This is a genomic window from Myxococcus sp. MISCRS1 (assembly GCF_026626605.1).
GTDB lineage: Bacteria > Myxococcota > Myxococcia > Myxococcales > Myxococcaceae > Myxococcus > Myxococcus fulvus.
In genome coordinates, this window is the sequence record NZ_JAPNKB010000001.1 from 800,601 (window position 1) to 823,993 (window position 23,393).

The 23,393-nt window shown below is 70.2% G+C and carries 23 protein-coding genes; 11 read left to right on the plus strand and 12 right to left on the minus strand.

The window, feature by feature from the left end:
- Nucleotides 1-34 precede the first annotated feature (34 nt).
- The 4 genes from OWM54_RS02905 to OWM54_RS02920 all read right to left on the minus strand — a co-directional run bounded on the left by OWM54_RS02905 (nt 35) and on the right by OWM54_RS02920 (nt 3,443).
- Nucleotides 35-772, minus strand: coding sequence for a sigma-70 family RNA polymerase sigma factor (locus tag OWM54_RS02905; RefSeq protein ID WP_046713205.1), 738 nt, complete (start codon nt 770-772; stop codon nt 35-37).
- A gap of 226 nt (nt 773-998) precedes the next feature.
- Complete coding sequence (locus OWM54_RS02910) at nt 999-2,423, minus strand: FAD-binding oxidoreductase (protein ID WP_267696555.1); 1,425 nt, start codon at nt 2,421-2,423, stop codon at nt 999-1,001.
- On the minus strand, nt 2,420-2,977 hold the full coding sequence (gene folE / locus OWM54_RS02915; protein WP_046713204.1) for a GTP cyclohydrolase I: 558 nt from the start codon (nt 2,975-2,977) through the stop codon (nt 2,420-2,422). The genes OWM54_RS02910 and folE overlap by 4 nt, the downstream gene beginning before the upstream one ends.
- A 106-nt stretch (nt 2,978-3,083) precedes the next feature.
- Nucleotides 3,084-3,443: a Rieske (2Fe-2S) protein gene (locus tag OWM54_RS02920; RefSeq protein WP_267696556.1), complete on the minus strand. Its 360-nt coding sequence runs from the start codon at nt 3,441-3,443 to the stop codon at nt 3,084-3,086.
- 128 nt (nt 3,444-3,571) lie between these two features.
- Between OWM54_RS02920 and OWM54_RS02925 the strand changes: the two genes are divergently transcribed.
- From OWM54_RS02925 to OWM54_RS02955, 7 genes are all read left to right on the plus strand, one after another.
- The gene (locus OWM54_RS02925; protein WP_267696557.1) at nt 3,572-3,997 is read left to right on the plus strand and encodes a hypothetical protein; all 426 of its coding nucleotides are present in this window, start codon (nt 3,572-3,574) and stop codon (nt 3,995-3,997) included.
- 81 nt (nt 3,998-4,078) lie between these two features.
- The gene (locus tag OWM54_RS02930; RefSeq protein ID WP_267696558.1) at nt 4,079-5,449 is read left to right on the plus strand and encodes a zinc-regulated TonB-dependent outer membrane receptor; all 1,371 of its coding nucleotides are present in this window, start codon (nt 4,079-4,081) and stop codon (nt 5,447-5,449) included.
- Between the two features lie 25 nt (nt 5,450-5,474).
- Complete coding sequence (locus OWM54_RS02935; protein WP_267696559.1) at nt 5,475-6,401, plus strand: metal ABC transporter substrate-binding protein; 927 nt, start codon at nt 5,475-5,477, stop codon at nt 6,399-6,401.
- A 4-nt stretch (nt 6,402-6,405) separates the two neighbouring features.
- Nucleotides 6,406-7,251 (plus strand): hypothetical protein, encoded by an 846-nt coding sequence (locus tag OWM54_RS02940; protein ID WP_223750077.1) that lies wholly within the window; start codon nt 6,406-6,408, stop codon nt 7,249-7,251.
- Nucleotides 7,238-8,059: a metal ABC transporter ATP-binding protein gene (locus OWM54_RS02945; RefSeq protein WP_267696560.1), complete on the plus strand. Its 822-nt coding sequence runs from the start codon at nt 7,238-7,240 to the stop codon at nt 8,057-8,059. Before OWM54_RS02940 ends, OWM54_RS02945 begins: the two co-directional genes overlap by 14 nt.
- A complete protein-coding gene (locus OWM54_RS02950; protein WP_267696561.1) occupies nt 8,040-8,915 on the plus strand; it encodes a metal ABC transporter permease in 876 nt (291 codons plus the stop codon). Before OWM54_RS02945 ends, OWM54_RS02950 begins: the two co-directional genes overlap by 20 nt.
- A gap of 103 nt (nt 8,916-9,018) precedes the next feature.
- On the plus strand, nt 9,019-10,515 hold the full coding sequence (locus OWM54_RS02955; protein ID WP_267696562.1) for a hypothetical protein: 1,497 nt from the start codon (nt 9,019-9,021) through the stop codon (nt 10,513-10,515).
- Between the two features lie 3 nt (nt 10,516-10,518).
- On the opposite strand, the gene OWM54_RS02960 is transcribed toward OWM54_RS02955, so the two are convergent.
- From OWM54_RS02960 to OWM54_RS02990, 7 genes are all read right to left on the minus strand, one after another.
- Nucleotides 10,519-11,067, minus strand: coding sequence for an isochorismatase family protein (locus tag OWM54_RS02960; protein ID WP_267696563.1), 549 nt, complete (start codon nt 11,065-11,067; stop codon nt 10,519-10,521).
- A gap of 63 nt (nt 11,068-11,130) precedes the next feature.
- On the minus strand, nt 11,131-11,559 hold the full coding sequence (locus OWM54_RS02965) for a MerC domain-containing protein (protein WP_267696564.1): 429 nt from the start codon (nt 11,557-11,559) through the stop codon (nt 11,131-11,133).
- Nucleotides 11,556-13,280, minus strand: a complete 1,725-nt coding sequence (locus OWM54_RS02970; RefSeq protein WP_267696565.1) for a hypothetical protein — start codon at nt 13,278-13,280, stop codon at nt 11,556-11,558. Before OWM54_RS02970 ends, OWM54_RS02965 begins: the two co-directional genes overlap by 4 nt.
- The gene (locus OWM54_RS02975) at nt 13,252-13,893 is read right to left on the minus strand and encodes a hypothetical protein (RefSeq protein WP_267696566.1); all 642 of its coding nucleotides are present in this window, start codon (nt 13,891-13,893) and stop codon (nt 13,252-13,254) included. The genes OWM54_RS02970 and OWM54_RS02975 overlap by 29 nt, the downstream gene beginning before the upstream one ends.
- A 14-nt stretch (nt 13,894-13,907) precedes the next feature.
- Nucleotides 13,908-14,291 (minus strand): hypothetical protein, encoded by a 384-nt coding sequence (locus OWM54_RS02980; protein WP_223750084.1) that lies wholly within the window; start codon nt 14,289-14,291, stop codon nt 13,908-13,910.
- Nucleotides 14,292-14,387: 96 nt separating this feature from the next.
- The gene (locus OWM54_RS02985; RefSeq protein WP_267696567.1) at nt 14,388-14,879 is read right to left on the minus strand and encodes a hypothetical protein; all 492 of its coding nucleotides are present in this window, start codon (nt 14,877-14,879) and stop codon (nt 14,388-14,390) included.
- Between the two features lie 299 nt (nt 14,880-15,178).
- On the minus strand, nt 15,179-15,613 hold the full coding sequence (locus tag OWM54_RS02990) for a hypothetical protein (protein WP_046713191.1): 435 nt from the start codon (nt 15,611-15,613) through the stop codon (nt 15,179-15,181).
- A gap of 224 nt (nt 15,614-15,837) precedes the next feature.
- On the opposite strand from OWM54_RS02990, the gene OWM54_RS02995 reads away from it, so the two are divergent.
- The 3 genes from OWM54_RS02995 to OWM54_RS03005 all read left to right on the plus strand — a co-directional run bounded on the left by OWM54_RS02995 (nt 15,838) and on the right by OWM54_RS03005 (nt 19,411).
- A complete protein-coding gene (locus OWM54_RS02995) occupies nt 15,838-17,310 on the plus strand; it encodes a hypothetical protein (protein WP_267696568.1) in 1,473 nt (490 codons plus the stop codon).
- A gap of 99 nt (nt 17,311-17,409) precedes the next feature.
- Complete coding sequence (locus OWM54_RS03000) at nt 17,410-18,120, plus strand: Bax inhibitor-1/YccA family protein (protein WP_046713189.1); 711 nt, start codon at nt 17,410-17,412, stop codon at nt 18,118-18,120.
- A gap of 139 nt (nt 18,121-18,259) precedes the next feature.
- On the plus strand, nt 18,260-19,411 hold the full coding sequence (locus OWM54_RS03005; protein ID WP_267696569.1) for a lytic polysaccharide monooxygenase: 1,152 nt from the start codon (nt 18,260-18,262) through the stop codon (nt 19,409-19,411).
- 76 nt (nt 19,412-19,487) lie between these two features.
- Here the strand turns inward: OWM54_RS03005 and OWM54_RS03010 are convergent, their stop codons facing one another.
- Nucleotides 19,488-19,829 carry a (2Fe-2S) ferredoxin domain-containing protein gene (locus tag OWM54_RS03010; RefSeq protein ID WP_223750089.1) on the minus strand — a complete coding sequence of 114 codons (342 nt, stop codon included), beginning with the start codon at nt 19,827-19,829 and terminating at the stop codon, nt 19,488-19,490.
- A 604-nt stretch (nt 19,830-20,433) separates the two neighbouring features.
- Here OWM54_RS03010 and OWM54_RS03015 point away from each other — a divergent pair.
- Nucleotides 20,434-23,223, plus strand: a complete 2,790-nt coding sequence (locus OWM54_RS03015; protein ID WP_267696570.1) for a vitamin B12-dependent ribonucleotide reductase — start codon at nt 20,434-20,436, stop codon at nt 23,221-23,223.
- Nucleotides 23,224-23,393: the final 170 nt, after the last annotated feature.

A 23,393-nucleotide genomic window follows, 5' to 3' on the forward strand; every position in this document is an offset into this window, starting at 1 on the left:
TCGAGCGCCTCCCCAGGTGGGGAAGCGAGGTGGCTCAGGCCACGTCCTGCAGGGCCTGCTCCTCGTTCTCGTTGAACGCCGAGAGGTAGCGCTCGAGGAACGTCTTCGTCTTGAGCTCCACCTGGCGCACGCGCTCGCGCGACACGCCCCAGCGCTGCCCCAGCTCCTCCAGCGTCAGCGGCTTGTCCTGCGTCAGCCGCTCCGTGAGGATGTCCCAGCCCAGGTCGCCGATGCGCTTGCGCACCTTGGTGAGCGCGTCCTGGATTTCGGTGTCCTGCTCGTTCGACAGGAACACGTCCTGGGGCGACGGCCCGTTGTCCTCCAGCCGGTCCAGGAAGGTCGTCTCGCCTTCCTCGTCGATGGAGGCGTCGAGCGAGAAGTCCACCATGCTGCCCCGCTCGGCCTCGCCGCCGCGCACCTGGCTGCGGTTGTCCTTCAGATAGCGGGTGATGTAGGCGCGAATCCACCACACCGCGTACGTCGCGAAGCGCACGTTCTTCTTCGGATCGAAATGCTCGATTGCCTTCATCAGGCCGACGTTGCCTTCCTGGACGAGGTCATCCAGGCGAGCGCCGCGATTGGCGAACTTCTTCGCGACGGCGACAACGAAAGCCAGGTTGGAGGTGGCGAGCGTCTGCCTCGCCGACTCGTCGCCCTTGCGAGCGCGCCGAGCCAGCTCGTACTCCTGCTCGCGAGTCAGTTGCTGGTGTCCCCCCAGCTGACGCAGGTATTGCGACAGGCCCTCCGCCGCAAACTTCGTCGAGTTGGCCATGATTTCCCGTCCTCCGTTCGATGCCGGACGCGCCGTCCCCGCCGACTCGCGTCCACCTGTCTCTAGGACGCCCAACGAGCGAAAGGGTTTCTCATTCCATCGCCGAAAGTCGTTTCGACTGTCGAACTTCGCCCTCACGCGGACGCAAGGCTTGCGCTTCCGCTGACTTGCAAGGTCGAGAAGCACCGACTCCCACGGCGATGGCCGCGACGCGGCCACTCACTCATCAACGTTTGAGCGCGGGGAAGATTTTCTCGGGATTGAGCAGCCCTGATGGGTCGAAGAAGGCCTTGAGCCGCCGCTGCAATTCCAGCAGCGCTGGCTGCTGTTCGAGCGCGAGAAATTCCCGCTTCGCGAGGCCCACACCATGCTCGCCTGTGATCGTCCCGCCCAGCTCCACCGTCATCAACAACATGCGGCGCAGCGCCTCATCCACCAGCGGGCGTTGATGCGGGCCTTCATAGAGGATGTTGGCGTGGAGGTTCCCATCGCCCGCATGGCCATACGTGGCCACGGTGAGGCCCAGCTGGGCGCCCATCGCCTTCAAGCGCTCGATGACCTCGGGGATTCTCGAACGTGGGACGACGATGTCCTCGGAGACCTTGCGCGGCTTGAGCGCGCGGAGCGCGGGGGAGATGACCCGACGCACGGCCCACAGTTTCTCGCGTTGGGAATCATCCTGCGCGACGAGTGTTTGGCTGGCTCCCTGCTGTGCGCAGATGTCGCCGAGGCGTGACAGCTCCTCCAACAAACCCTCTGCGCCGTGGCCATCGACCTCGGCGATGAGGGCCGCGCCCGCGCCGGGTGGGAACTGGAAGCCGCGTCCGTCCACCGCGCGCAGGGCCACGTCGTCGATGAGCTCCAGGCATCGGGGCAACAGGCCCGCCGCGAGCACGGCCGACACCGCGCGGGCCGCGTCCAGCACCGACGGAAAGACGACCAGGGCGGTCAGCACTTTTCGTGGGAGCGGAATGAGCTGGAGGGTGATTTCGGTGGCCACGCCCAGCGTGCCCTCGGAGCCGACGAAGAGGCCCACCAGGTCGTAGCCGGCCACGCCCTTGATGGTGCGCCGCCCCACCTTGACGACCTCGCCGTCCGGGAGCACCCACTCCAGGCCGATGACGTAGTCGCGCGTGACGCCGTACTTCAGCGCGCGCGGGCCGCCCGCGTTCTCCGCGACGTTGCCGCCCAGCGTGCACGACTCCCAGGAGTTGGGGTCCGGTGGATAGAAGAGCCCCACGGCCTCCACGGCCTTCATCAGGTCGCCCGTCACCACGCCGGGCTCCACCACCGCGGTGAGGTCCTCCACGGAGATGGAGCGGATGCGGTTCATGCGCTCCAGGCTCACCGCCACGCCGCCGCACAGGGGCAGCGAGCCACCACTCTTGCCCGTGCGCGCGCCACACGGCGTGTAGGGGACTCCGTGCGCCACGCAGGCCTTGAAGATGGCGGAGACCTGCGCGGTGTCCTCGGGGAACACGACGACATCCGGAGGGAAGATGCCGCTGTCGGACTCGTCCCGCGCGTAGGCGGCGAGCGTGGCCTCGTCGCGCTTCAGCTGCCCGGCGGCGAGCACCCGCGAGAGCGCCTCGCACACGCGCTCCACCCGCTCGGGCTCCACGCGGTCCGGCCGCGCGGACACGTCACTCATCGCCGCGCCCCGAGCCGCGCCCACAGCTCGCGTCGCAGCGCACCGTCGCTGCGCAGCTCGCCTTCATAGGCCTCCGCGTGGGTGATGGCGTCGCGCTGCTGGGGACCGCGCATGCGCAGGCACGCCTGCTCCGCCTCGATGATGCACGCGGTGGCGGGGCTGCCCAGCTCACGGGCCAGGGAGCCCGCGACCTCGCGCGCCAGGTCCTCCTGGAGGATGAGCCGGTGCGCGAAGCAGTCCACCAGCGCGGACAGGCCGCCGAAGCCCGCCACGTGCTTGCCCGGGACGTACGCCACATGCGCGACGCCCGTCACCGGCAACAGGTGGTGCGGACACATGGAATGGAAGCGCAGGCCCGTCACCACCACCAGCTCACGCGACGAGCCGCGCGGCGCGGAGAACGTCTTGCCCAGCACCTCACCGGGCGTCTGGGCATAGCCGTCCAGGAACTCGCGGCTCCAGGCGTCGGCCACGCGCTTGGGGGTGTCCACCAGGTTCTCGTCATCCATCGGCAGGCCGGCGGCCCGGAGGAAGGCCTCCACCGCGCTCGCCATGGCGACGGGGTCTGGCACGCTGGCGAAGGACCTGGAGGCAGGGACTCCGCGGGGACGGACTTTGGACGAGCTCACGGGGCAAGGACTCCTGCGGGGGTGCGGGCGCTCAACGGCCGGGCACCCTATCCGATGCGGCGATGAGGATCTCCCCACCTCGCACGAGCACGTCGTAGATGCGAACCTTCGCGTCCGGGCGCCAGGGGCACAGCCCCGTGCGGACATCGAATGGCCAGGCGTGCAGGGGACAGTGCAGCAGCGTCCCCTCCAGATCTCCCTCATGGAGCGAGCCGCCACGGTGGGGACAGGTGTCCTCCAGCGCGTGCACCTGCCCGTCGACCCGCACCAGGGCCACCCGGGTGTCTCCCACCTGGACCACGGCGCGACCGCGTGCGTCCAACGCGGTGAGCCGCGCCACCGGAATGAAGCGTCCGTCCGGTTGTCCTTCCTCCATCCAGGTCTCTCCCATGCCCTGTCCCACCAGGGCCTTCCCGCGTGAATGCGGTGACACGAGTATGCGTCCCACCACCGTGCTAGCCTGCCTTGACTCTCCCGGGGGCCGTCAGTAGAGCACCCGGGCCTCCCCCCTTCCCGCCGATGACCCAGCGCGCCCATACCTTCGCCCGCGGCACCGCGACGCTGTTGGTCGTGCTGTGGGCGTTGCAGCCGCTGGGGACCCTGCTCCACGCCCGGGACGCGCACGCGCACCGCTTCTGTCCCGAGCACCAGACCTTCGAGGAGACGGCCAAGGGCACGGGTGCCATCCAGGCCCGGCTCGCCCCGGAGAAGCTGGCGCAGCTGACCGCCGTTCCTCCCTCGGGCACGGACTCCAACCGGCCGACCCACGAGACGTGCCCCATCCTCACGTCGAGCTCGCGCGACGAGGGGTGGTTCGTCGCGCCCTCCTCGTGGGTCCTCGCGCGGCTCGTGGTGAGCCGTCCCGCCACCGCGCCGCCCCACGTCACCCCTCCCCTCTCCGTCCTCGACACCGCGCCCAAGTCCTCGCCGCCCGCGCACGCCTGAGTCGCGTCCGCAGTGAGCTTGCAGGTCCTGTGCTGTGGGGCGCCACGCGCACGCGTGCGTCCCGTCCGAGGAGCATCACCGGTGTCATCCGTTCCACGTCGTCCGCACGGCGCGCTTTTCGCCGTGTCCCTCTCCGTCCTGTTGTCCACGGCCACGGCCGCGGCGCAGGAGCTTTCCCCACCCTCTCCCGATGCGGGCGTCCCCGCGTCGGACGCGCCCACCGCCGAGCCCGACGCCGGCCCTTCCTCCGACCTGCCCGCCGGCCTGACGCCGGAGGAGATGGCTCAAATCGAGAAGGCCTTCGGCGGCGACACGCAGCAGGGCGTGCCCGCCAGCACCTCCGCCGCGCCGGATGCCACACCCGGCGGGGGCTTTCCGCTGTCCATCCCTGGCGCGAGCAGCGGCACCAACTTCCTGGACATGAGCTTCATCCTGGATGTGGCCGCGGCGGCCTTCACGTCCAAGGAGCCGCTGCAGGGCGGCGCGCATGACCCCACGCGCAACGGCTTCAACCTGCAGCAGTTGGAGCTGTCCATCGGCTCGGTGGTGGACCCGTACTTCCGCTTCGACGCGAACATCGTCTACAGCCAGTTCGGCGTCGAAATCGAGGAGGCCTACGGCACCACGCTGGCGCTCCCCGCGAGCCTCCAGGTGCGCGCGGGTCAGTTCCTCACCCGCTTCGGCCGGCTCAACGCCACGCACCCGCACGCGTGGGACTTCGTGGACCAGCCCTTCGCGATGAGCCGCGTCTTCGGCGGCGAGGGCAACCGGGGCCTGGGCGTGGAGCTGTCGTGGCTCACGCCACTGCCCTGGTTCGTCGAGGTGACGGGCAGCCTCACCGACGCCACCGGCGAGGCCACCGCGCGCAGCTTCCTGGCGTCCTCGGGCGACCGCGTGTTGTCGCCGTTGGACCTGCAGGCCACGGGCGTCGTGAAGCAGTTCTTCCCGCTGTCGGACGACCTGTCCTTCATGTGGGGTCTGTCCGGCGCCACGGGCCCCAACCCCACCGGCTACCGCAACCGCACGGACATCTTCGGCACCGACCTGTACCTGCGCTACCGCCCGATCACGGAGGCGAGCAACACGCTGGTGTCGCTGCAGGTGGAGGCGCTCTACCGACGCAGGCAGGTGCCCGGCGACGTGCTGACGGACTTCAACTCCTACGCCCAGCTCGCGTGGCGCTTCTCACAGCGGTGGGCCACCGCCGCGCGCTACGAGCTGGGGACCGCGGCCAAGGGTGAGGACGGCCAGGTGGCCGTGGACCCGTTGGACCCGGAGTGGACGAAGCGTCGCGACCGCGTCTCGGTGAACCTCACCTTCTGGCCCACCGAGTTCTCCCGCCTCCGCTTCCAGGCCGCGCGTGACAACGCACGGTGGCGCGACGAGGCGGACTACTCGGCGTTCCTCGCCCTCGAACTGGTCACGGGTGCCCATGGCGCCCATGCGTTCTGAACCTCTTTCACGGGAGCCCTTCCCCATGCGTTCTCTTCGATTCGTCGCGGCCCTGTGCGCCGCCCTCTGTGTGCTCGCCGCCGCCCCCGCGCTCGCGGCCGTCAATGTCGTCACCACCCTGCCGGACCTCGCCGCGCTGACCAAGGCGGTGGGCGGAGACCTGGTCAAGGTGCAGTCCATGGCGCTCGGGACGCAGGACCCGCACCGCGTCGACGCCAAGCCCAGCCTCGCGCTCGCGCTGCGCAACGCGGACCTGCTCGTCTGCGTGGGACTGGACCTGGAGGTGGGCTGGCTGCCGAACCTCCAGACCGGCTCGCGCAACCCGCGCATCCAGCAGGGCAACCCGGGCTTCCTCAACGCCTCGCAGTTCGTGCGGCTGCTCGAGGTGCCCCCCACCAAGGTGGACCGCAGCGAGGGCGACGTGCACCCCGGCGGCAACCCCCACTACCTCTACGACCCGAGGCAGGGCGCGGCCGTGGCGCGCGGAATCGCCGAGCGGCTGGCCCAGCTCGACTCCAAGAACGCGGCCACCTACCGCGCCAACGCGGCGAAGCTGACGGCGGACCTGGATGCGGCGCGCGTGGAGTGGGAGAAGCGGCTGGCGGGCCTGAAGGGCGCGCCCGTGGTCGCCTTCCACCGGACGACGGCGTACCTAGCGGACTGGCTCGGCTTCGACGCCATCGCGTTCCTGGAGCCCAAGCCGGGCATCCCGCCCAACCCGTCGCACGTGGCCGGCGTGCTGGTGCTCGCGCGTCAGCGCAAGGCGCGCATGGTGCTCATCGAGAGCTACTACAACGACCGCGAGGCGAAGATGCTCGCCGGCATGATTCCGGCGCCGCTCGTCGTCCTCCACGGCGGCACGGACTTCCGCGCGGGCGAGACGTACCTCCAGCACATCAACGAGATGGTGGGCAACCTGGAGAAGGGCCTCAACGCCGGGAAGGGGGGCTGACGCCATGAAGCTTGGACGACTGCTTCCCCTGTTGTTGCTGTCCGGCTGCGCGCTGGACGCGGGCGAGGGCTTCGCCGTGCTCGAGCCCACCGTCCACGCGACGTATGTCCCGGCGGTCTCGCGCGACGCGGGCAATGGCTTCCAGCGCCTCGCGTCGGACTACCAGCTGCGACTGGACTCGGCCGCGCTGGGCGTCTCGCATGTCGAGCTGGTGGGTGGCTCGGGCGGTGGTGGGCCGACGACGTTCGACCCCGCCAATCCGCCTCCGGGTTATTCGCTGTGCCACAACGGCCACTGTCACAGCGACAGCGGCGCGCTCGTGGACTACGAGGACATCGAGGCGGAGCTGGGCGGCGGCGCGTCCTCGTCCGTGGTGGCCGCGCTGCACGTGGATGGCACGCTGGACCTGCTGACGTCGGCGGCGACGCCGGTGGAGTGCGAGCCGGACTGCGAGCTGCCTCGCACCGCGCTGTCCCGCGGCGTCTGGGAGGTGACGGCCGTCACGCTGACGGGCGTCGTGCGCGACTCGCGCGCCAGCCCCAGACTCCAGGAGGTGCCCTTCCGGCTCACGCTCGAGTCCACGGGCGGCGAGGAGGCCGAGCCGCTGTTCACCGTGACGGGGGACGTGGACGTCCCGTCGGACCGGGAGCACAAGCCGCGCGTGAAGCTGGACCTGTCGCTCGCGGTGCCGCCGAGCATCTTCGACACGGTGGACTGGGCCCAGGTGACGCCCGGCGCGGACGGCGTGCTGGACCTGGGCACGGCCGCGAACGAGGCGACCCGCAAGGCGCTGCTCGCGGAGCTGGCGGAGCTGACACCCCAGGCGGAGGTCCGACGTGAAGACCGATGAGCCCGTGCCCTCCGAGGGCACCGCGCACGCCGTGTCGCCGACCTTCACCGTGGGCGAGCCGCTGCTCACCTGCACGGAGCTGGTCATCGGCTACAACGACAAGGCCATGCTGCCGCCCATCAACATGGTCATCCGCCGCGGCCAGTTCATCGCCGTCGTCGGTCGCAACGGCTCCGGCAAGAGCACCTGGTTCAAGACGCTGCTGGGCATGCTCGAGCCGGTGTCGGGCACCATCTCCCGGAGCCATCCGACGATGCGCAGCGCGTACGTGCCGCAGACGTCCAGCATCGACTCCATCCTCCCACTGCGGGCGCGGGAGCTGACGGCTTGGGGCCGGCTGCGCGGGTGGAGCTTCTTGTGGCCCTTCGCGCGCAAGTCGGAGCGCGACGCGGTGGAGGTGGCGCTGGAGACGGCGGGCGCGAAGGCCATCGCCAACAAGCCCTACCGCGAGCTGTCCGAGGGACAGAAGCAGCGCACGCTGCTGGCCCGCCTCATCGCCACCGAGGCGGACCTGGTGCTGCTGGACGAGCCCACCGCCGCGATGGACGCCGTCGCCGAGCGCGAGACGATGCAGCGGCTGTGCTCGCTCGCGCGTGAGCGGGGCCTGGGCGTGGTGGTGGTGTGCCACGACCTGGAGGTCGCCGCCGAGCACGCGGACGTGCTGCTCTTCGTGGACCGGGAGACCTCCGCCTTCGTCGTGGGCGACGCGCGCACCGTGTTCTGCCACCCCGCCTTCCGTCGTCAGTACGGCGACGAGTACTGCCACCGCGCTCCCGAGGGACCCCACCGTGGACCCGATGCTCGCTGAACCCTCCCAGTGGCAGCAGTTCGTCGAGGGGTTCGAGCTGTTCAGAGACCCGCTCCTGTGCGCGCTCCTGGCCGGGGGCGTGCTGGGCTTCCTGAGCGTCTACGTCGTGCTCCGGCGCATGGTGTTCGTCAGCGCCGCGGTGGCCCAGTCCGCCGGCCTGGGCGTGGCGCTCGCGTTCTATGCGGGCATCCACCTGGGCTTCGAGGTGGAGCCCGTCATCGGCGCCACCGCGCTCGCCCTGCTCGCGACGATGCTGCTCATGATGGACCCCACGCGGCTGCGCCTGACGCGTGAGAGCCTGCTGGGCATGGCCTATGCCCTGTCCGGCGGCGCGGCCATCCTCGTGGGAGACCGCATCGCCCAGGAGTCTCACGACATCCAGGGCATCCTCTTCGGCACCGCCGTGCTGGTGACCCCCGAGCAACTGCGCACCGTGGCCGTCGCGGGCATCGCGGTGATGACGCTCCACCTGTGGTGGTATCGAGGCATCACCTTCGCGAGCTTCGACCGCATCGGCGCGCTGGTGCAGGGGCTGCCGGTGCGCCTGCTCGACGGCGTGCTGATGGTGTCCATCGGCGTCATGGTGGGCGTGTGCGCGCGGGCCCTGGGCGCCCTGCCCGTGTTCGCGTTCTCCACGCTGTCCGCCATCGCCGCGCTGATGTTGGACCTGCGGCTGCCGTGGACCTTCGTCGTGGCGACGCTCGCGGGCATCGTCTCCGGCGTGGGTGGCTACATGTTCGCCTACTTCTTCGACTTCCCGGTGGGCGGCTCGCAGACGGTGGTCGCCGCGCTCCTGGTCGGCGTGGCCATGGGTGCACGCGCACTCATCCAGCTCGTTCTGCGCAGAGCCAGTTGAAACCCGTGCGTGCCGGGTGAGGGGTATCCCCCGGCGCGCAGATATGCACCCGCGCGAAGGCCGTTCCCCGTTCATCCCAGCGATGAATGACGCGAGGTTGCACATGGAGCCGCGAAGCGGGTGGTGGTGTCTCGTCTGGCTGCTGTTCGTGGGGTGCGCCCATGCCCCCCGCTCCGGGGAGCCTGACACGCCGAAGTTCGAGCACGTCTTCCAGAAACCCCTGGAGGAGGCGCTGGCCGTCACGCGGGAGCTGCTCGCCAACCGCGGCATGACCTTCGAACAGACGGAGGACCCGCACCAGCTGCTCACCACCTGGGAGGTCCGTGACTCCATGCGGACGGCGAACAACACCTATACCCGCTATCTGGTGACGGGCATCGCCGTGGGTCCGCGCCAGTCCGTGGTCCGCGTATTCAAGTCGACCTTCCAGTCGTCCGGGAACGACGCCAGTCGCGGCGACCACTGGTGGAAGATTCTCTGGGAGCGCGCGGAGATGGACATTCAGAGCCCTGCCCAGTTCCAGACCGGCCTCCAGCGTGCCATGCCGCGCAGAGGCGGCCCCATCGAGCTGCGCAACGCGCTCAAGGGGACCCGAGACCTGGACCTGGAGAAGGAGCTGACGCTGCGGCTGGAGTCCGGCCCGTCGCTGGAGGTGGTGAGCGGGAACGTGAAGGAGGACCCGCGTCCACCGGCTCCCGTGCGCGACTCGGACTTCTATCTCACGCGCTGGAAGGAGGACGGCGTGAAGGAGGGCCCCTGCGCAGAGACGATGCGAGGGCTGCATGAGCTCCTGGCTCCGGGGCTCACACTGCTGGTGGGCGAGCAGCTGGGCTCACGCGAGGCGCCCGCAGTCGTGGGCGAGCTGGTGTGTCAGGTGGCCGAGCTGGGGCTGCCCGTCGCGCTGGGCGTGTCCATCCCTCGCAAGGAGCAGGAGCGGCTGGACCGCTACCTCGCGAGCCCCGGTGCGCCGGCGGACCAGGACGCGCTGCTCGAGGGGCGCTTCTGGCATCGGCCCTATCAGGACGGCCGCAGCAGCCGGGCCATCCTGGACCTCATCGACCGCGTGCGCGCGATGCGGTTCGCGGGGCTCGCGGTGTCGCTGGTGGCGTATGACACGGACCTGAAGGGCGGCAGCGAGCGGGACCAGGCGCAGGCGGACCTCTGGAATCGTCGCAGGCAGGCGCTCAAGGACGAGGTGCAGGTGGTCCTCGCGGGCAACACGCACACGCGCACCGTCGCGGGCACGCCGTGGGACAAGGCCTTCACGCCCATGGCCCACCTGCTGAAGGCCTCGCGGCTCGTCGTGCTGGAGATGAGCTACGCGCAGGGCACGCGGTGGGGGTGTGACCTGGACCGCGCCGGGAAGATCCAGTGCGGCTTCGTCGGCGCGACGCCCAGCGGACGCGTGGCGGCGCGGCCGGGCCTGTCGCCCCACATCACCCTGTTCGAGGCACCCACGCCCGAGGGCACACATGGACTGCTCTACGTGGGCGAGCTGTCGCCGTCGCTCCCGGCCATCTCGCCCCACAAGGAAGCACCGCCGCCCACGAACATCCGGCCGCCTCGGCCGATGCGCGACGACAAGCCGCCCATGTTCTAGGCGTCAGCGGACCGCGGTGGAGATAGCCTTGAACTCGGGCGTGCCCGCGCGCCCGAGCACGTCGAACAAGGCAGTCTCCACCGTCGCCACCACGGCGCCCGCGTCGCGGCACAGCTCCAGCCCCACCCGGCGGTCCTCCGTCGAGCGCGACAGCAGCGCGTCCGCCAGCAGCACGGGCAGCAGCCCCTTCTGCGCCAGGTCCCTCGCCGTCTGGAAGACGCAGATGTGCGTCTCCATTCCCGCGATGAGCACCTGCTTGCGCTCACCCAGCTGCGCGAGCACGTCCGGCACCGCGGCGCTGAACTCGAGCTTCTCCACGGCCTTGTAGCTCTTCAGGAACATCTTCAGGAGCGAGTGCGTGGGCCCCAGCCCCTGCGGGTATTGCTCCGTGACGATGATGGGCAGCCCCAGCGCGCGGGCCCCCTGGATGGCCGCGTTGGTGCGCGCGAGCATCCGGTCCAGTGCGTCGCGCTCCATGGCCGCGCACAGGCGCTCCTGGACATCGACGATGAGCAGCGCGGTCTGGTCCTGCGTGAGACGGAAGGTGGCCATGCCCCCTCCTCGCGCGAATGGCGCGGGGCCGTCAAGCGCGAGGCACGGTGGACGCCCGACGCCTCACGCTTCGGCGCGGGCCGCTTCGGGCGGACAACACTCGCGGCACAGCGTCCGGTTGCGACCATGCGCCACGGCCAACAGCACGCCGCCGCCCACGGTGAGTCCCACCTCCCACGCCTCGTCCGCGCCCTCGGGCACCAGGAAGGCCCCGGCGCCGAGCAACCCGAGCCCTCCCACCGCGAGCACCGGCACCCACGCGCGGCGATGCAGCCGCCACCCCGGGAGGAAGGCCGCGAGCGCTCCGAGCAACGCCAACGCCAGCAGCCCGCGGTGAGCCCCCTCCCCGCCCAGCCACCCCACCAGCGCCGCGGGCAACAGCCCGAGCACCGCGGGGAGCACCAGGCAATGCACGACACACAACGCGGAGAGCAGCTGTCCCACGCCATCCCAGCGCGAGGGCGCGACGGCGCTCCGTTCAAGAGAGCTCAACAGGACACCTTCTCCAGGGAACGGAAGTCGGGAGGAACCGGGGGCGGCGCCTCCGCCGTGTGGACCAGTCGCAGGATGCGCCCGCGGCCGGAGATGTACGTGCGCGCGCGCCGCAGCTCCGGCAGGTGCTCGTCCGCGTCACGCCACCGCTCCAGGAAGCGCTCGAAGTCCTGCACCGCGAGCACCCGCTCCCCCATCGCCACGTGCGTCTCCGCCAGGAGCAGCCGGTAGTGGCCACACGCGGGGCGCTCCTCCACCAGCGCGCGCGCCAGCTCCAGCGCCTTCTGCTCGCGCTCGCCGCGCAGCCGCGCCCGGGCCAGCGTCTCCCGCGCGGGGCGGGAGAAGGCCGAGGGCCCCGCGGTCCGCAGCCGCCGCTCCATGCGCCACGCGCGCACCAGCGTGGCCTCGGCGCGGCCACCATCACCCCGGCGTGACTCCAGCGCGCCGCGCAGCTCCTGCTCGGCCACCTCCACGACGCGGGCGACATCGCGCGGACACAGCTGCCGTCCCTCGGCGCGGCGCAGCTCGGACAGGGGCGCGTGCAGCAGCGCGAGCGCATCACACGCGCGCTCCACCTCCGAGAGTCGGCCGGCATCCATCGCGTTGATGCCGCGCGTGTACAGGCGCAGGCCATCGCGCAGGCCCCGCTCGGCCGCGGAGAGCTCGCCCGAAAGCTCCAGGGGCACGTCCGCCGCCGCGCGGCAGAAGCCGAAGCGCAGGTGCGTGGACACCAGCGTGGACGCCGCGAACAGGAGCGCCTGGGGCTCGGCGCCCGCGGACTCCACGCGCTGACGCAGCCGCCGCGCCCACGTCTGCGCGTCACTGTACTGCCCCGCCTCCGCGCAGCCCTGGCTGAGCAGTCGCATGGCCAGCTCCGCGCACGGCGCGAAGGACGCGGGCAGCGACTCCGCCGCCAGGTACGCGTCATCCGTCTCCACGACGGCCTCCAGCACCCGATAGGCCGCGTCCGTCTCCCCCAGCCGGCTCAGCAACCGCCCCGACGCCAGCAGCGCGGGGCTCGCTCCAGGCGCGAGCCGGGGCAGTCGCAGCGCGCTCTCGTGCGCCGCTTCGGGGCGGGAGCTCGGCAGCGTCGCGCACACCCAGGCGAAGTGGACGCCCACGTGGTCCGGACTCGTGCGCATCAAGTCCCGCAACATCGCCTGCGCGTAGGGCTGGCCCTGTCCAGGGCGGCCGTCCGGCTCGTAGCCGTCCACGAGGAAGCCCGCGAGCAGCAGCTTCGCCTCGACGTCCTCGGGATAGCGGTCGATGAGGCTCTCCATCTCGCGGATGAAGGCATGGCGACCGTTGGCGGGCCCCTTGTCCGACAGCAGGCTGGCCGCGACGATGTAGCGCTGCTCCAGGTCCGGCAGGCCCTCGCTCAGCGCGAGCGCGCGGGCCATGGCCTCGGCGCGAGCGGCCGCGAAGCGCGCTCCCGGCCCGCGCGTCAGGGCCAGGCCCCACCACGCCATGGCCAGCTCCGGGTCGTGCCGCGCCGCCTCCGCGAAGGCGCGGCGGGCCTCCGAGCCCCAGCCCAGGTGCAGGAGGCTCAAGCCCTGGTCGAACCAGGCCTGCGCCAGCGGCACACGCGTGCTCACCTTCAGGTGCGAGGCGCCCAGTCCCTCGCGCAGCCGGGGACGCGGAAGCGCCTCGTCCGCGACGTCCTCCCAGGCGGCCTGGACGTAGACGGATGGCTCATCGTTGCGCAGCAGTCGCGACAGCATGATGTCCTCCCAGTGCCCCGGCATCCGAGGCGCCACAGGCTTCGAATTCACAACCCAGTGAGCGAATGCGCGCGCCGAGCCGCCACCACGCGGCGGCCAGCGCTTCCGGCGGAACCGGAGACGCCTTGCGCCGCGACGCGACGCACGCACGCCTCCAGTCCAGTCCCACTTCCCGCAGCACCCAGTCCTCGTGCCCGGCCAACCACTCGGCGAGCTCCACCAGACACTGGTGGACCTCCCGCCGCTCTCCGACGGTGGCCGGAGCCCGCGAGGGGCCCAGCTCACTCGCCTGGAAGGCCGGACGCGCCGGCGCGTGCTCGAGCCAGCGAGGGGCGAAGCCGTCCCGTGGGACGAAGACGGCCTGACCGCACTCGCACAGCGCACCGAAGCCCCAGAGCGACAGCCTTCCGCCGTGCGCCAGCGCGACGGAGTAGGCGCTCTGCCCCTCCACGCCCTCGGGCCGCTCGTGACGCGTGAGCCCTCGACGCAAGAGGAGGTTCCCCTCCGGGCAGCGCACATCCTGTCCGAGACACCACATGGTGACGTCGAACAGGCGGTCCGCGTCCCGGAGGACGTCGCGAGGAAGCAGCTGAAGGGCCTCGGTTCCAGACATGGGGTCTCCGGGGCTCAGCTCGCGGACTTCTTCGCGGGGGCGCCGGAGCGGATGGCCGTGTCACCGAACAGGGCCTTGGAGTCCACCGCCGCGCCGCCCTTCTTCGACAGCACCGCGTTGATGGCCCGCACCAGCTTTCCGCGCACCTTGCGGGGCAACGGCTTGTCCTCGAGCGCAGCCTGGAGCTGCTGCGAGCTCACACCCCGGCCGCTCTTCGGCTTGGCGAGCGACAGCTCCGTGTAGCTCTTGCCCTGCGTCTCCTTGTCCCGCCGCTTCGAGGTCCGCTTGCGCGCGAGCGCGCGGCCATCACTCCCCTGCGCCTCCAGCTGACGGGACAGGCGCAGCAACGCGTCGGAGGCAATCTGCTTCTCGGTCAGGAACTGCTGAAAGGTACCCATGGTCTTCTCTCCAGGAGGGGCCGGCCGGAAGGCCGACCCCGGATTCGGTTGAGGCAGGACACGAGGCCCCTCGCGAGGCCCCGGACACGCGGCCGGCTAGTGCTCGTGGCCCTCGTGCGACGCCTCCTCGATGACGAGGTTCACGGACGCGGCGGTGGTGGGGCCGAAGGTGAAGGTGAACGTGCCGACGGACAGCGGGACGACGTGGCGACCCTTGATGTCGGTGCAGGACTCGGAGCTCTTGGCGCTCTCCTCGATCTCCACCGCCGCGCCGCTGGCGTCGGTGATGACCACCGGCACGTCCGCGCTCAGGTAGAGGACGTAGTCGGTGGCCTCCGCCGCGGCGAACGACACCGAGCCCCGACGGCCGCCCGCGCCATCCACCAGCGAGATGTCGTAGCGGCGGTGGTCGTTCGACACGGAGGGCGGCGTGCCCGTCAGCGTGGCGTTGACGGCCGTGGACGGGCCCTCGGCCAGGTGCTCGCACCCCTCGACATCGACGTCCTCTTCGTGCGGCTCGTCGTCACCGCAGGCGGTGGTCAGGAGCGCGGTGGACATCAGGAGGGCGGCCAGAAGCTTCTTGTTCATGTGTGTAGCTCCACGTGGATGGACTGCGGATACCCAGCCACCAACGCCGCCACGGACCCCACCCGCGAGGGCAGAGCCAAGACAGACATGGGCGACAGGGTGGGAATCGCGCGAACCGTGCGCGACACGGGGGGCGAGAGCGTGCACGCAGGGGAAACGAGTCATCCGGCGGCGCGTCGCGCGACGTCTGACGCGGGGCTCCGAATTCCGGAGCCGGACGTCAGGTGTCGACCACGGACCGCGGCCTTCTCACGGCATGGCTGTGCCGGGAGCGAGGGACGCGCACCCTGGGTGCTGACTCAGGCGCGAGGCGGAGAGGCCTTGGGGGCCAGGTGCAGACGGGCCACGGGCTCCGCGTGGAAGCGGAACACGGCCAGCGCCGGCGAGGAACGGGTGGGCACCCGGGTGATGACCGGGGTGACCTCTGTCGGAGGAGGACCCTCGCGACGGATCAACGTGTGGACGCAGTGGGCCTCGGAGCCGTGGCCCGCAGGAGCGTCGTCACGAGAAGTCAGCCGGACGTCGTCGAAGGACTCCTCGGCGACGGGGGCGGTGTGCGAGCCCCCCTCCTCCACGTGGACCACCTCACCGTGCTCCAGACACGTGGCGTGCTGGACCATGGCGAAGTGGAGCACCGTCCCCATGTACGCCAGCGCACACACAGCCGCGAGCGGCAGCGCCAGGAGGCGCGACCGGACGAGACGCGAGGGCAGCGAGTGGAGGGAGCGGCTCACGGTGATAGGGATTCCAGCGTTGAACGCAACGCGGTTGTAAGCCAGACGGAGCGCGCGTGCAAGTCACACGAGCGAGTCCGTGGCGCGCGCGGGCCCCGCTGCTTGTTGGCGCGCGCGCCGTGAGGGGCCGTGCAGGCGGCGCGCCGATGGACCGGTGAGCCTGTCCGCGCATAGGTTCGCCGCCCCGGGCAGGCCCCGGCATCTCGAGAAGGACAGAAACACCCGTGCAAGAGCTCATCGACGTGCTGCGACATCAGGCGCGCCACTTCGCGCCCGAACTCGCGCAGCTCGCGTACAAGCGCGGACTGGCCGTCACCCAGTCGGACGGCACCACGCGCCCCATCCCCATCACCGCGACGCCCGTCATCCTCGACGCCGCGGAGATCCGCCGCCGCGCGGAGCTGTCCGCGCACCTGGCCTCCGCCACGGTGAAGATGGCGCGCGCGTGGCTCGCCGCGCCCGACGCCGAGCTCCTGCTGGCCTCGCTCTCCCCGCTCGAGCGCGCGCTCGCGGAGCGCACCTGGCCCCAGGCGGTGCGGCTGGCCACCACGCGCGTGGACTACTTCGTCTCCGGCGGAAAGCCGTGGGCGCTGGAGGTCAACGCGACCATTCCAGCCATGCAGGGCTACTCGGACATCGCGGCCCGCACGTTCATCGAGGTGGTGGCGCGCCACTTCCGCTATCCGGAGAAGGCGCTGTCCTCGCTGCTCACGCTCAACGGCAGCAACGCGCTGGCGCTCTATCGCTCGCTGTTGGACGGGTACGCCGCCGAGCGCCCTGGCCGGTTCCCGGACACGGTGGCGCTGCTGTGCCGCCGCAACGACGCGCAGATTTCAGAGCTGCGGTGGCTGTGCGAGCGCTTCCGGGAGTTCGGCGCCGACGCGGACATCGTGCACCCGGATGAGGTGTCCGGTGATGCGACGTTCGAGGCGCGCGGCAAGAAGTACGACCTGGTCTACCGCCACCTCTTCGTGCGGCGGCTGGAGCAGCAGCCCTCGCCGTGGGTCGAGGACTTCCTCGCCACGGTGCCCGGCAAGAAGGCCGTGTTCCTCAACCCGCCCGCGTCGCAGGTCGAGGTGAAGTCCACCTTCGCGCGCCTGTCGCAGGCGCTGGCGGAGCCCGAGCTCGCCGAGGCCGCGGGGCTCACCCCCACGGAGCTGGAGGCCATCCGCGCCTCCGTTCCCTGGACGCGGCTGTTCCGCGCGGGCCCGACGACGGGGCCGGATGGGACGAAGCTGGACGACGTGGTGGCGGAGGTGGCGCGCAACCCCGCCCGCTTCGTGCTCAAGCGGGCGTGGGACTACGGCGGCAAGGCCGTGTTCCTCGGCCGCTCGGCGGGCACGGTGCCGTACACCGAGCGCGTGACGGCGGCGTATGGCGAGCCCCTGGGCTGGCCGGAGCTGTGCGCACGCGCGGCGAGCGACCCGACGGGCGGCGGCTTCGTGGTGCAGGAGATCGTCGACTCTCCCCCCGAGGACCACCTGCTGGTGGAGCCGCATGGGACGGTGCTGCCCACGTCGTTCTTCGTGGACTACTCGGCCTACGCGTCCGTGGGGCTGGCGAAGCAGCCCGCCTGGGGCGGCGTGTGCCGGGGCTCCATGGCGGAAATCGTGAATATCGTGGGCGGCGGCGGCGTGCTGCCCCTCATCACCACCGAGGTCGCCTCGAAGCTTTTGCTCGCGTGGAAGGCGATTTAAGGAAGGGCCTCAGCCAGGGTCCGCGCACGCCCGGGTCGAAGACGCTATAAGCAGTGGCGCCGCCGGGGCGGGTCCCCGGCGCGAAAGGATACGATTCAAATGGCCTGGGAAACTTCCGGATGGCAGACGGCCGAGAGCGACTCGGTCAACTCCGTCCTGGTGCAGGAGTCGAAGCGCGCGTTCATGACGCGCGTGCATGGTTGGATGTTCGCGGGGCTGCTGCTCACGGGCGTGATGGCCATGGTGACGCTGAGCAACGAGGCGCTCCTGCGCACGGTGCTCGAGTGGCGGTTCGGGTTCATGATCGCGCAGTTGGGCGCGGTGTTCGCGCTGTCGTTCCTGGCGCCCCGCCTGTCGGGCCCGGCGGCCGCGGCCCTGTTCCTGGGCTACTCCGCGCTCACGGGGATGACGTTCTCCATCCTCTTCCTCGTCTACACGGCGGGCAGCATCGCGCAGGCGTTCTTCCTGACGGCGGGCGTCTATGGCGCCATGGCGCTGTACGGCACGGTGACCAAGAAGGACCTGAGCGCCTGGGGCACGTTCCTCTTCATGGGCCTCATCGGCGTGGTGCTGGCCGGCCTGGTCAACCTCTTCATGCGCAGTGACATGATGTCGTTCGTCATCGCGTGCGCGTCGGTCCTCGTGTTCGCGGGTCTGACGGCGTACGACACGCAGAAGCTGCGGGAGATGCACGCCAACACCGGCTACAGCAGCGCGGCCACGGTGAGCATCGTCGGCGCGCTGACCTTGTACCTGGACTTCATCAACCTGTTCCTCGCCATCCTCCGGTTGCTCGGCCGCCGTCGGTAGTCAGGCAGGCGACAACCCTCCGTTCGCGACGAGCGGCGGCACGGCCCATGTGGGCACGTGTCGCCGCTTTTTTATTGGGGCGTGTTTGACCCGATTGCCGGCCCTCCCTGCTCCATCCGTGGGCACAGGAGGAAACCCCATGCAGAGGTCTCTCGCATCATCCCTCGTCGCGCTGTCCCTGTTGTCCTCGAGCCTGGCGTCCGCGCACGGCTCCATGGAGGTGCCGCTCAGCCGCGTCTACAGCTGCTTCAAGGAAGGACCGGAGACGCCCAAGTCCGCGGCGTGCAAGGCCGCCATCCAGAGTGGCGGCACCCAGGCGCTCTATGACTGGAACGGTGTCCGGCAAGGCAACGCCAACGGCCGCCACCGCGAGCTCATCGCGGACGGCAAGCTGTGCAGCGCGGCCAACGAGAGCCACCGGGGCCTGGACCTGGCGCGCACGGACTGGCCCGCGACGCTCATCTCGCCGGACGCGAACAGCCGCTTCGACTTCGTCTTCCACGCGACGGCGGTGCACGCGACCGCGTACTTCCACCTCTACGTCACGAAGGAGGGCTACAACCCCGCGCTGCCGCTGAAGTGGTCGGACCTGGAGGCCTCGCCCTTCTGCACGCTGACGGCGCCGTCCGCCCCGCAGAACAACCGCTATCGATTCACCTGTCCGTTCCCCCAGGGGCGCACCGGCCAGCACGTCATCTACGCCATCTGGCAGCGCTCCGACAGCCCGGAGGCCTTCTACGCGTGCACCGACGTGAAGTTCAGCAACACGCCCCCGCCCCCCACCACGTGGAAGGAGCTGGGCGCGGTGCAGGCGCGCGAGGACCTGGCCGCGCAGAGCAAGGTGACGCTGCGCCTGTTCGACAGCGGCGGTCGTGACGCGGAGACGCACCCGCTGACGCTCTCCGCCGCGACGCCCGCGGCCACGTGGATCTACCAGCTGGCCCAGCAGGTGAACGCCACCTCCAGCCGGGTGCAGGTGGGTGAGCTCCAGACGAACGGCACCGTGCGGCCGGCCAACAGCGCCACCGCGAACCGCGTCTACTCGCGCGAGGCGAGCGACTCGTTCCAGCTCGACATCGAGAAGCCCACGGGCGGCGGCGGGGACCCGGCGCAGTATAAGTATCCCAATGGCATCGACAGCTACGTGGCGGGGACGCTGGTCGAGGGGACCAACGGCAGCATCTACCGGTGCAAGCCCTTCCCCTACTCCGGCTGGTGCAAGGGCTCCGCGCCGTACTACGCGCCCGGCACGGGCAGCCACTGGAGCGACGCGTGGGAGTTCGTGCGCTGAAGGAGCGCTCGAGGTCGGTCCCGACGCGATGACGCAGTGGATGGGCGGGGGGGTGCCGGGGGCCAGGTGCCTTGCGTCAGCTCCCCGCTTTCTCCTTGCGGGAGAACGGCATCAGCAGCCGCTCCACGGGGCGGCCGTTCATCAGGTGCTCCTCGACGATCTCGCGCACGTCCTCCACCTTCACGCCCGCGTACCAGGAGCCCTCCGGGTAGATGACGACGGACACGCCGAAGGCGCAGGTGTCCAGGCACCCCGCGGCGTTGGCGCGCATGCGGCCCTTCACCCCGCGCTTGTCGAGCTCCTCCTTGAACGCGGCGCGCACCTCCTCCGCGCCCTTGGTGGCGCAACACCCCTTGGGGTGTCCGTCCGGTCGACGGTTGGTGCAGACGAAAACGTGGCGCTGGAAGGGAGGAGGCATGCTGGCCTCCTAACGCGCCGGATGTCCGAAATCGACCCCCTCCTGGCCACCCGGCGACGGGACTGTCGAGCGGCGGGCGCGCGGATCATCGTCCCCACTTGTGGCATCGCGGATCCCATGCACAGACTTTCAGCAAACGTCCCCCAGTGATCACGCCCGTTTGCATCGGAGTGACGATACATGTCTCGCACGCTGTTATCCGTCAAGGTAGAGCCTGGCTTGCGGTGCCGGCGCCAAGGGTCTAGATCCGCCCTTGCACGCCCTCCGAGCTACAGGTTGCTACGTCCTCTGCCCGCACGGACGGCAGCGGGATAGAGCCCATTTAGTTGTGTGTGCGACAAGGCGCAGCACTACCAATGGGGTCTGAGCTGTTCCTTGATCAGCCGAGGCGAAGCGCGTATTGATCCCGGCCGCCCGGTCCTCGGCCGGGCAATCTCCACAACGGAAGTCCGGGGCCAGCTGCCCCCCACGCACCGCTCGCGAGCCTGATCCAGTGCCGCTCACGCCTGTCCGCGTGACGTCCCTGGAACCTCCGGAATCTCGCGCGTTTAGCGTTGCGCAAAATTTTGCATTCCAACTCAGAGTGAACCCGGAGGGTGGCGACATGGAGAAGGAACTGAGTTCGAAGGCCCTGATCAACGGCAAGGAGCGCCGTGCGGCACGCAGCAAGCCGAAGGGGGTTTCGACGGGGCTGGGCCTGGAGCGCTACTTCACGACGCCGGGCGTGGACCCCGCGGACGAGCTGGCGTGGGAGTACCGCAGCGCGAGCATCACCGGTGAGGACGGCAAGGCCGTCTTCGAGCAGAAGAACATCGAGGTCCCCCGCTCCTGGTCGATGCTGGCCACCAACGTCGTCGCCTCGAAGTATTTCCGCGGCACGCCGGGCACGCCCGAGCGCGAGACGAGCGTGCGCAAGCTGGTGGCGCGCGTGGTGGACACCCTCACCCGCTGGGGCGTGGAGGGCGGCTACTTCGCCACGGACGTGGACAAGGAGACCTTCCACGCCGAGCTGACGCACCTGCTCCTGCGCCAGAAGGCCTCGTTCAACTCCCCCGTCTGGTTCAACGTCGGCGTGGAGGCGCAGCCCCAGTGCTCGGCGTGCTTCATCAACAGCGTGGATGACTCCATGGAGTCCATCCTCACGCTGGCCCGTACGGAGGGCATGCTCTTCAAGTACGGCAGCGGCACCGGCAGCAACCTCTCCACCATCCGGGGCAGCAAGGAGCTGCTCGCGGGCGGAGGCACCGCGTCCGGCCCGGTGTCGTTCATGCGCGGCTTCGACGCCTTCGCCGGCGTCATCAAGAGCGGCGGCAAGACGCGCCGCGCGGCGAAGATGGTCATCCTCAACGCGGACCACCCGGACGTGCTCGAGTTCATCCGCTGCAAGTCCGCCGAGGAGAAGAAGGCCTGGGCCCTCATCGAGGCCGGGTATGACCCGTCCTTCAACGGTGAGGCCTATGCCTCGGTGTTCTTCCAGAACTCCAACAACTCCGTGCGCGTCACCGACGACTTCATGAAGGCCGTCGTCTCGGATGGCCCCTGGCAGACGCGCGCCGTGCGCGACGGCTCTCCCCTGGACACCTACCGGGCGCGCGACGTGTTCCGCGAGATCGCCGAGGCCGCGCACCTGTGCGGTGACCCGGGCATGCAGTTCGACACCACCGTCAACGGCTGGCACACGTGCTCGACCACCGCGCGCATCAACGCGTCGAATCCGTGCTCCGAGTACATGTTCCTGGACGATTCGGCGTGCAACCTGGCGTCGCTGAACCTGATGCACTTCCGCGACATCGCGGGTGACTTCGACGTGGCCGCCTTCAAGCACGCCGTCGACGTCATGCTCATGGCGCAGGAGATCATCGTCGGCTTCTCGCGCTACCCCACCGAGCGCATCGCCAAGAACAGCCACGACTACCGGCCGTTGGGGCTGGGCTTCGCGAACCTGGGCGCGCTGCTGATGGCGTCGGGCCTGCCGTATGACTCGGATGCGGGCCGCAACTACGCGGCCGCCATCACCTCGCTGATGTGCGGCGAGGCCTACGCGATGAGCGCGCGACTGGCCGAGAAGCAGGGCCCCTTCGCCGGCTACGCGAAGAACGCCGAGCCCATGCTCGGTGTCATCCGCAAGCACCGCAAGGCCGCCTACAGCGTCCCCCAGGCGGGCGTCACGGCCGACCTGCACGCCGCGCAGAAGGCCGCGTGGGACTCGGCGCTCGCCCTCGGTGAGGTCCATGGATTCCGCAACAGCCAGGTCACCGTGCTCGCCCCCACCGGCACCATCGGCTTCATGATGGACTGCGACACCACCGGCATCGAGCCCGACATCGCGCTCATCAAGTACAAGAAGCTGGTCGGCGGCGGGATGCTGAAGATCGTCAACCAGACGGTGCCGCAGGCGCTCGAGAAGCTGGGCTACCCCCAGACGCAGGCCCAGGACATCGTCGCCGCCCTGGACAAGGCCGACACCATCGAGGGCGCTCCCCACCTCAAGCCCGAGCACCTTTCCGTCTTCGACTGCGCCTTCAAGCCCGCCAACGGCTCTCGCAGCATCCACTGGATGGGCCACATCCAGATGATGGAGGCCTGCCAGCCCTTCCTCTCCGGCGCCATCTCCAAGACCGTCAACATGCCCTCGGACTCCACCGTGGAGGACATCGAGAAGGCGTACATGGAGTCGTGGAAGCGCGGCCTGAAGGCCGTCGCCGTCTACCGCGATGGTTGCAAGCGCACCCAGCCGCTCAACACGTCGAAGGCCGGCGTGAAGGACACGCGCAAGGCCGAGGCGGCCCCCGTGGTGGAGCCGGCCGTGAAGCCGGAGCCTCGCGCGGTGCGCCGTCGCCTGCCGGACGAGCGCCGCTCCATCACCCACAAGTTCTCGATTGGCGGCCACGAGGGCTACCTCACGGTCGGCATGTACGAGGATGGCTCGCCGGGCGAGCTGTTCATCGTCATGGCGAAGGAGGGCTCGGTGGTCAGCGGGTTGATGGACAGCTTCGCCACCAGCATCTCCCTGGCGCTCCAGTACGGCGTCCCGCTGAAGGTCATGGTGGACAAGCTGAGCCACACCCGCTTCGAGCCGAGCGGCTTCACGGGCAACCCCGCCATCCCCATCGCCAAGTCCATCACCGACTACATCTTCCGGTGGCTCGAGCTGAAGTTCCTGCCGAGCGAGGACCTGGTGGAGGACGCGGTCCTGTCTCCCGCGGAGGGCGCGTCCAAGCAGCCCGCCCTGCCCGCCCAGGCGGCCTCGTTGTCGCTCCCGTCGACGAACACGCGCACGACGTGGCTCAACCAGGCGGATGCCCCGCCCTGCCACACCTGCGGCGCCATCATGGTCCGCAGTGGCGCTTGCTATAAGTGCGGCAACTGCGGCGCGACCAGCGGCTGCAGCTGAACCTCACGCGATGAGCTGAAGCACTCGAGGGCTCCGGAGCGCTGCTTCCGGGGCCCTCGCTGTTCTCGCGCTCGCGGCGGCGGCCACGCGGGTGGCGCGGTACGCCCGCCGTGCTCACTTGGGGCGCGAGGTCCGTGGATGCGGGACCTCGCGCGGGAGCGGACGATGCG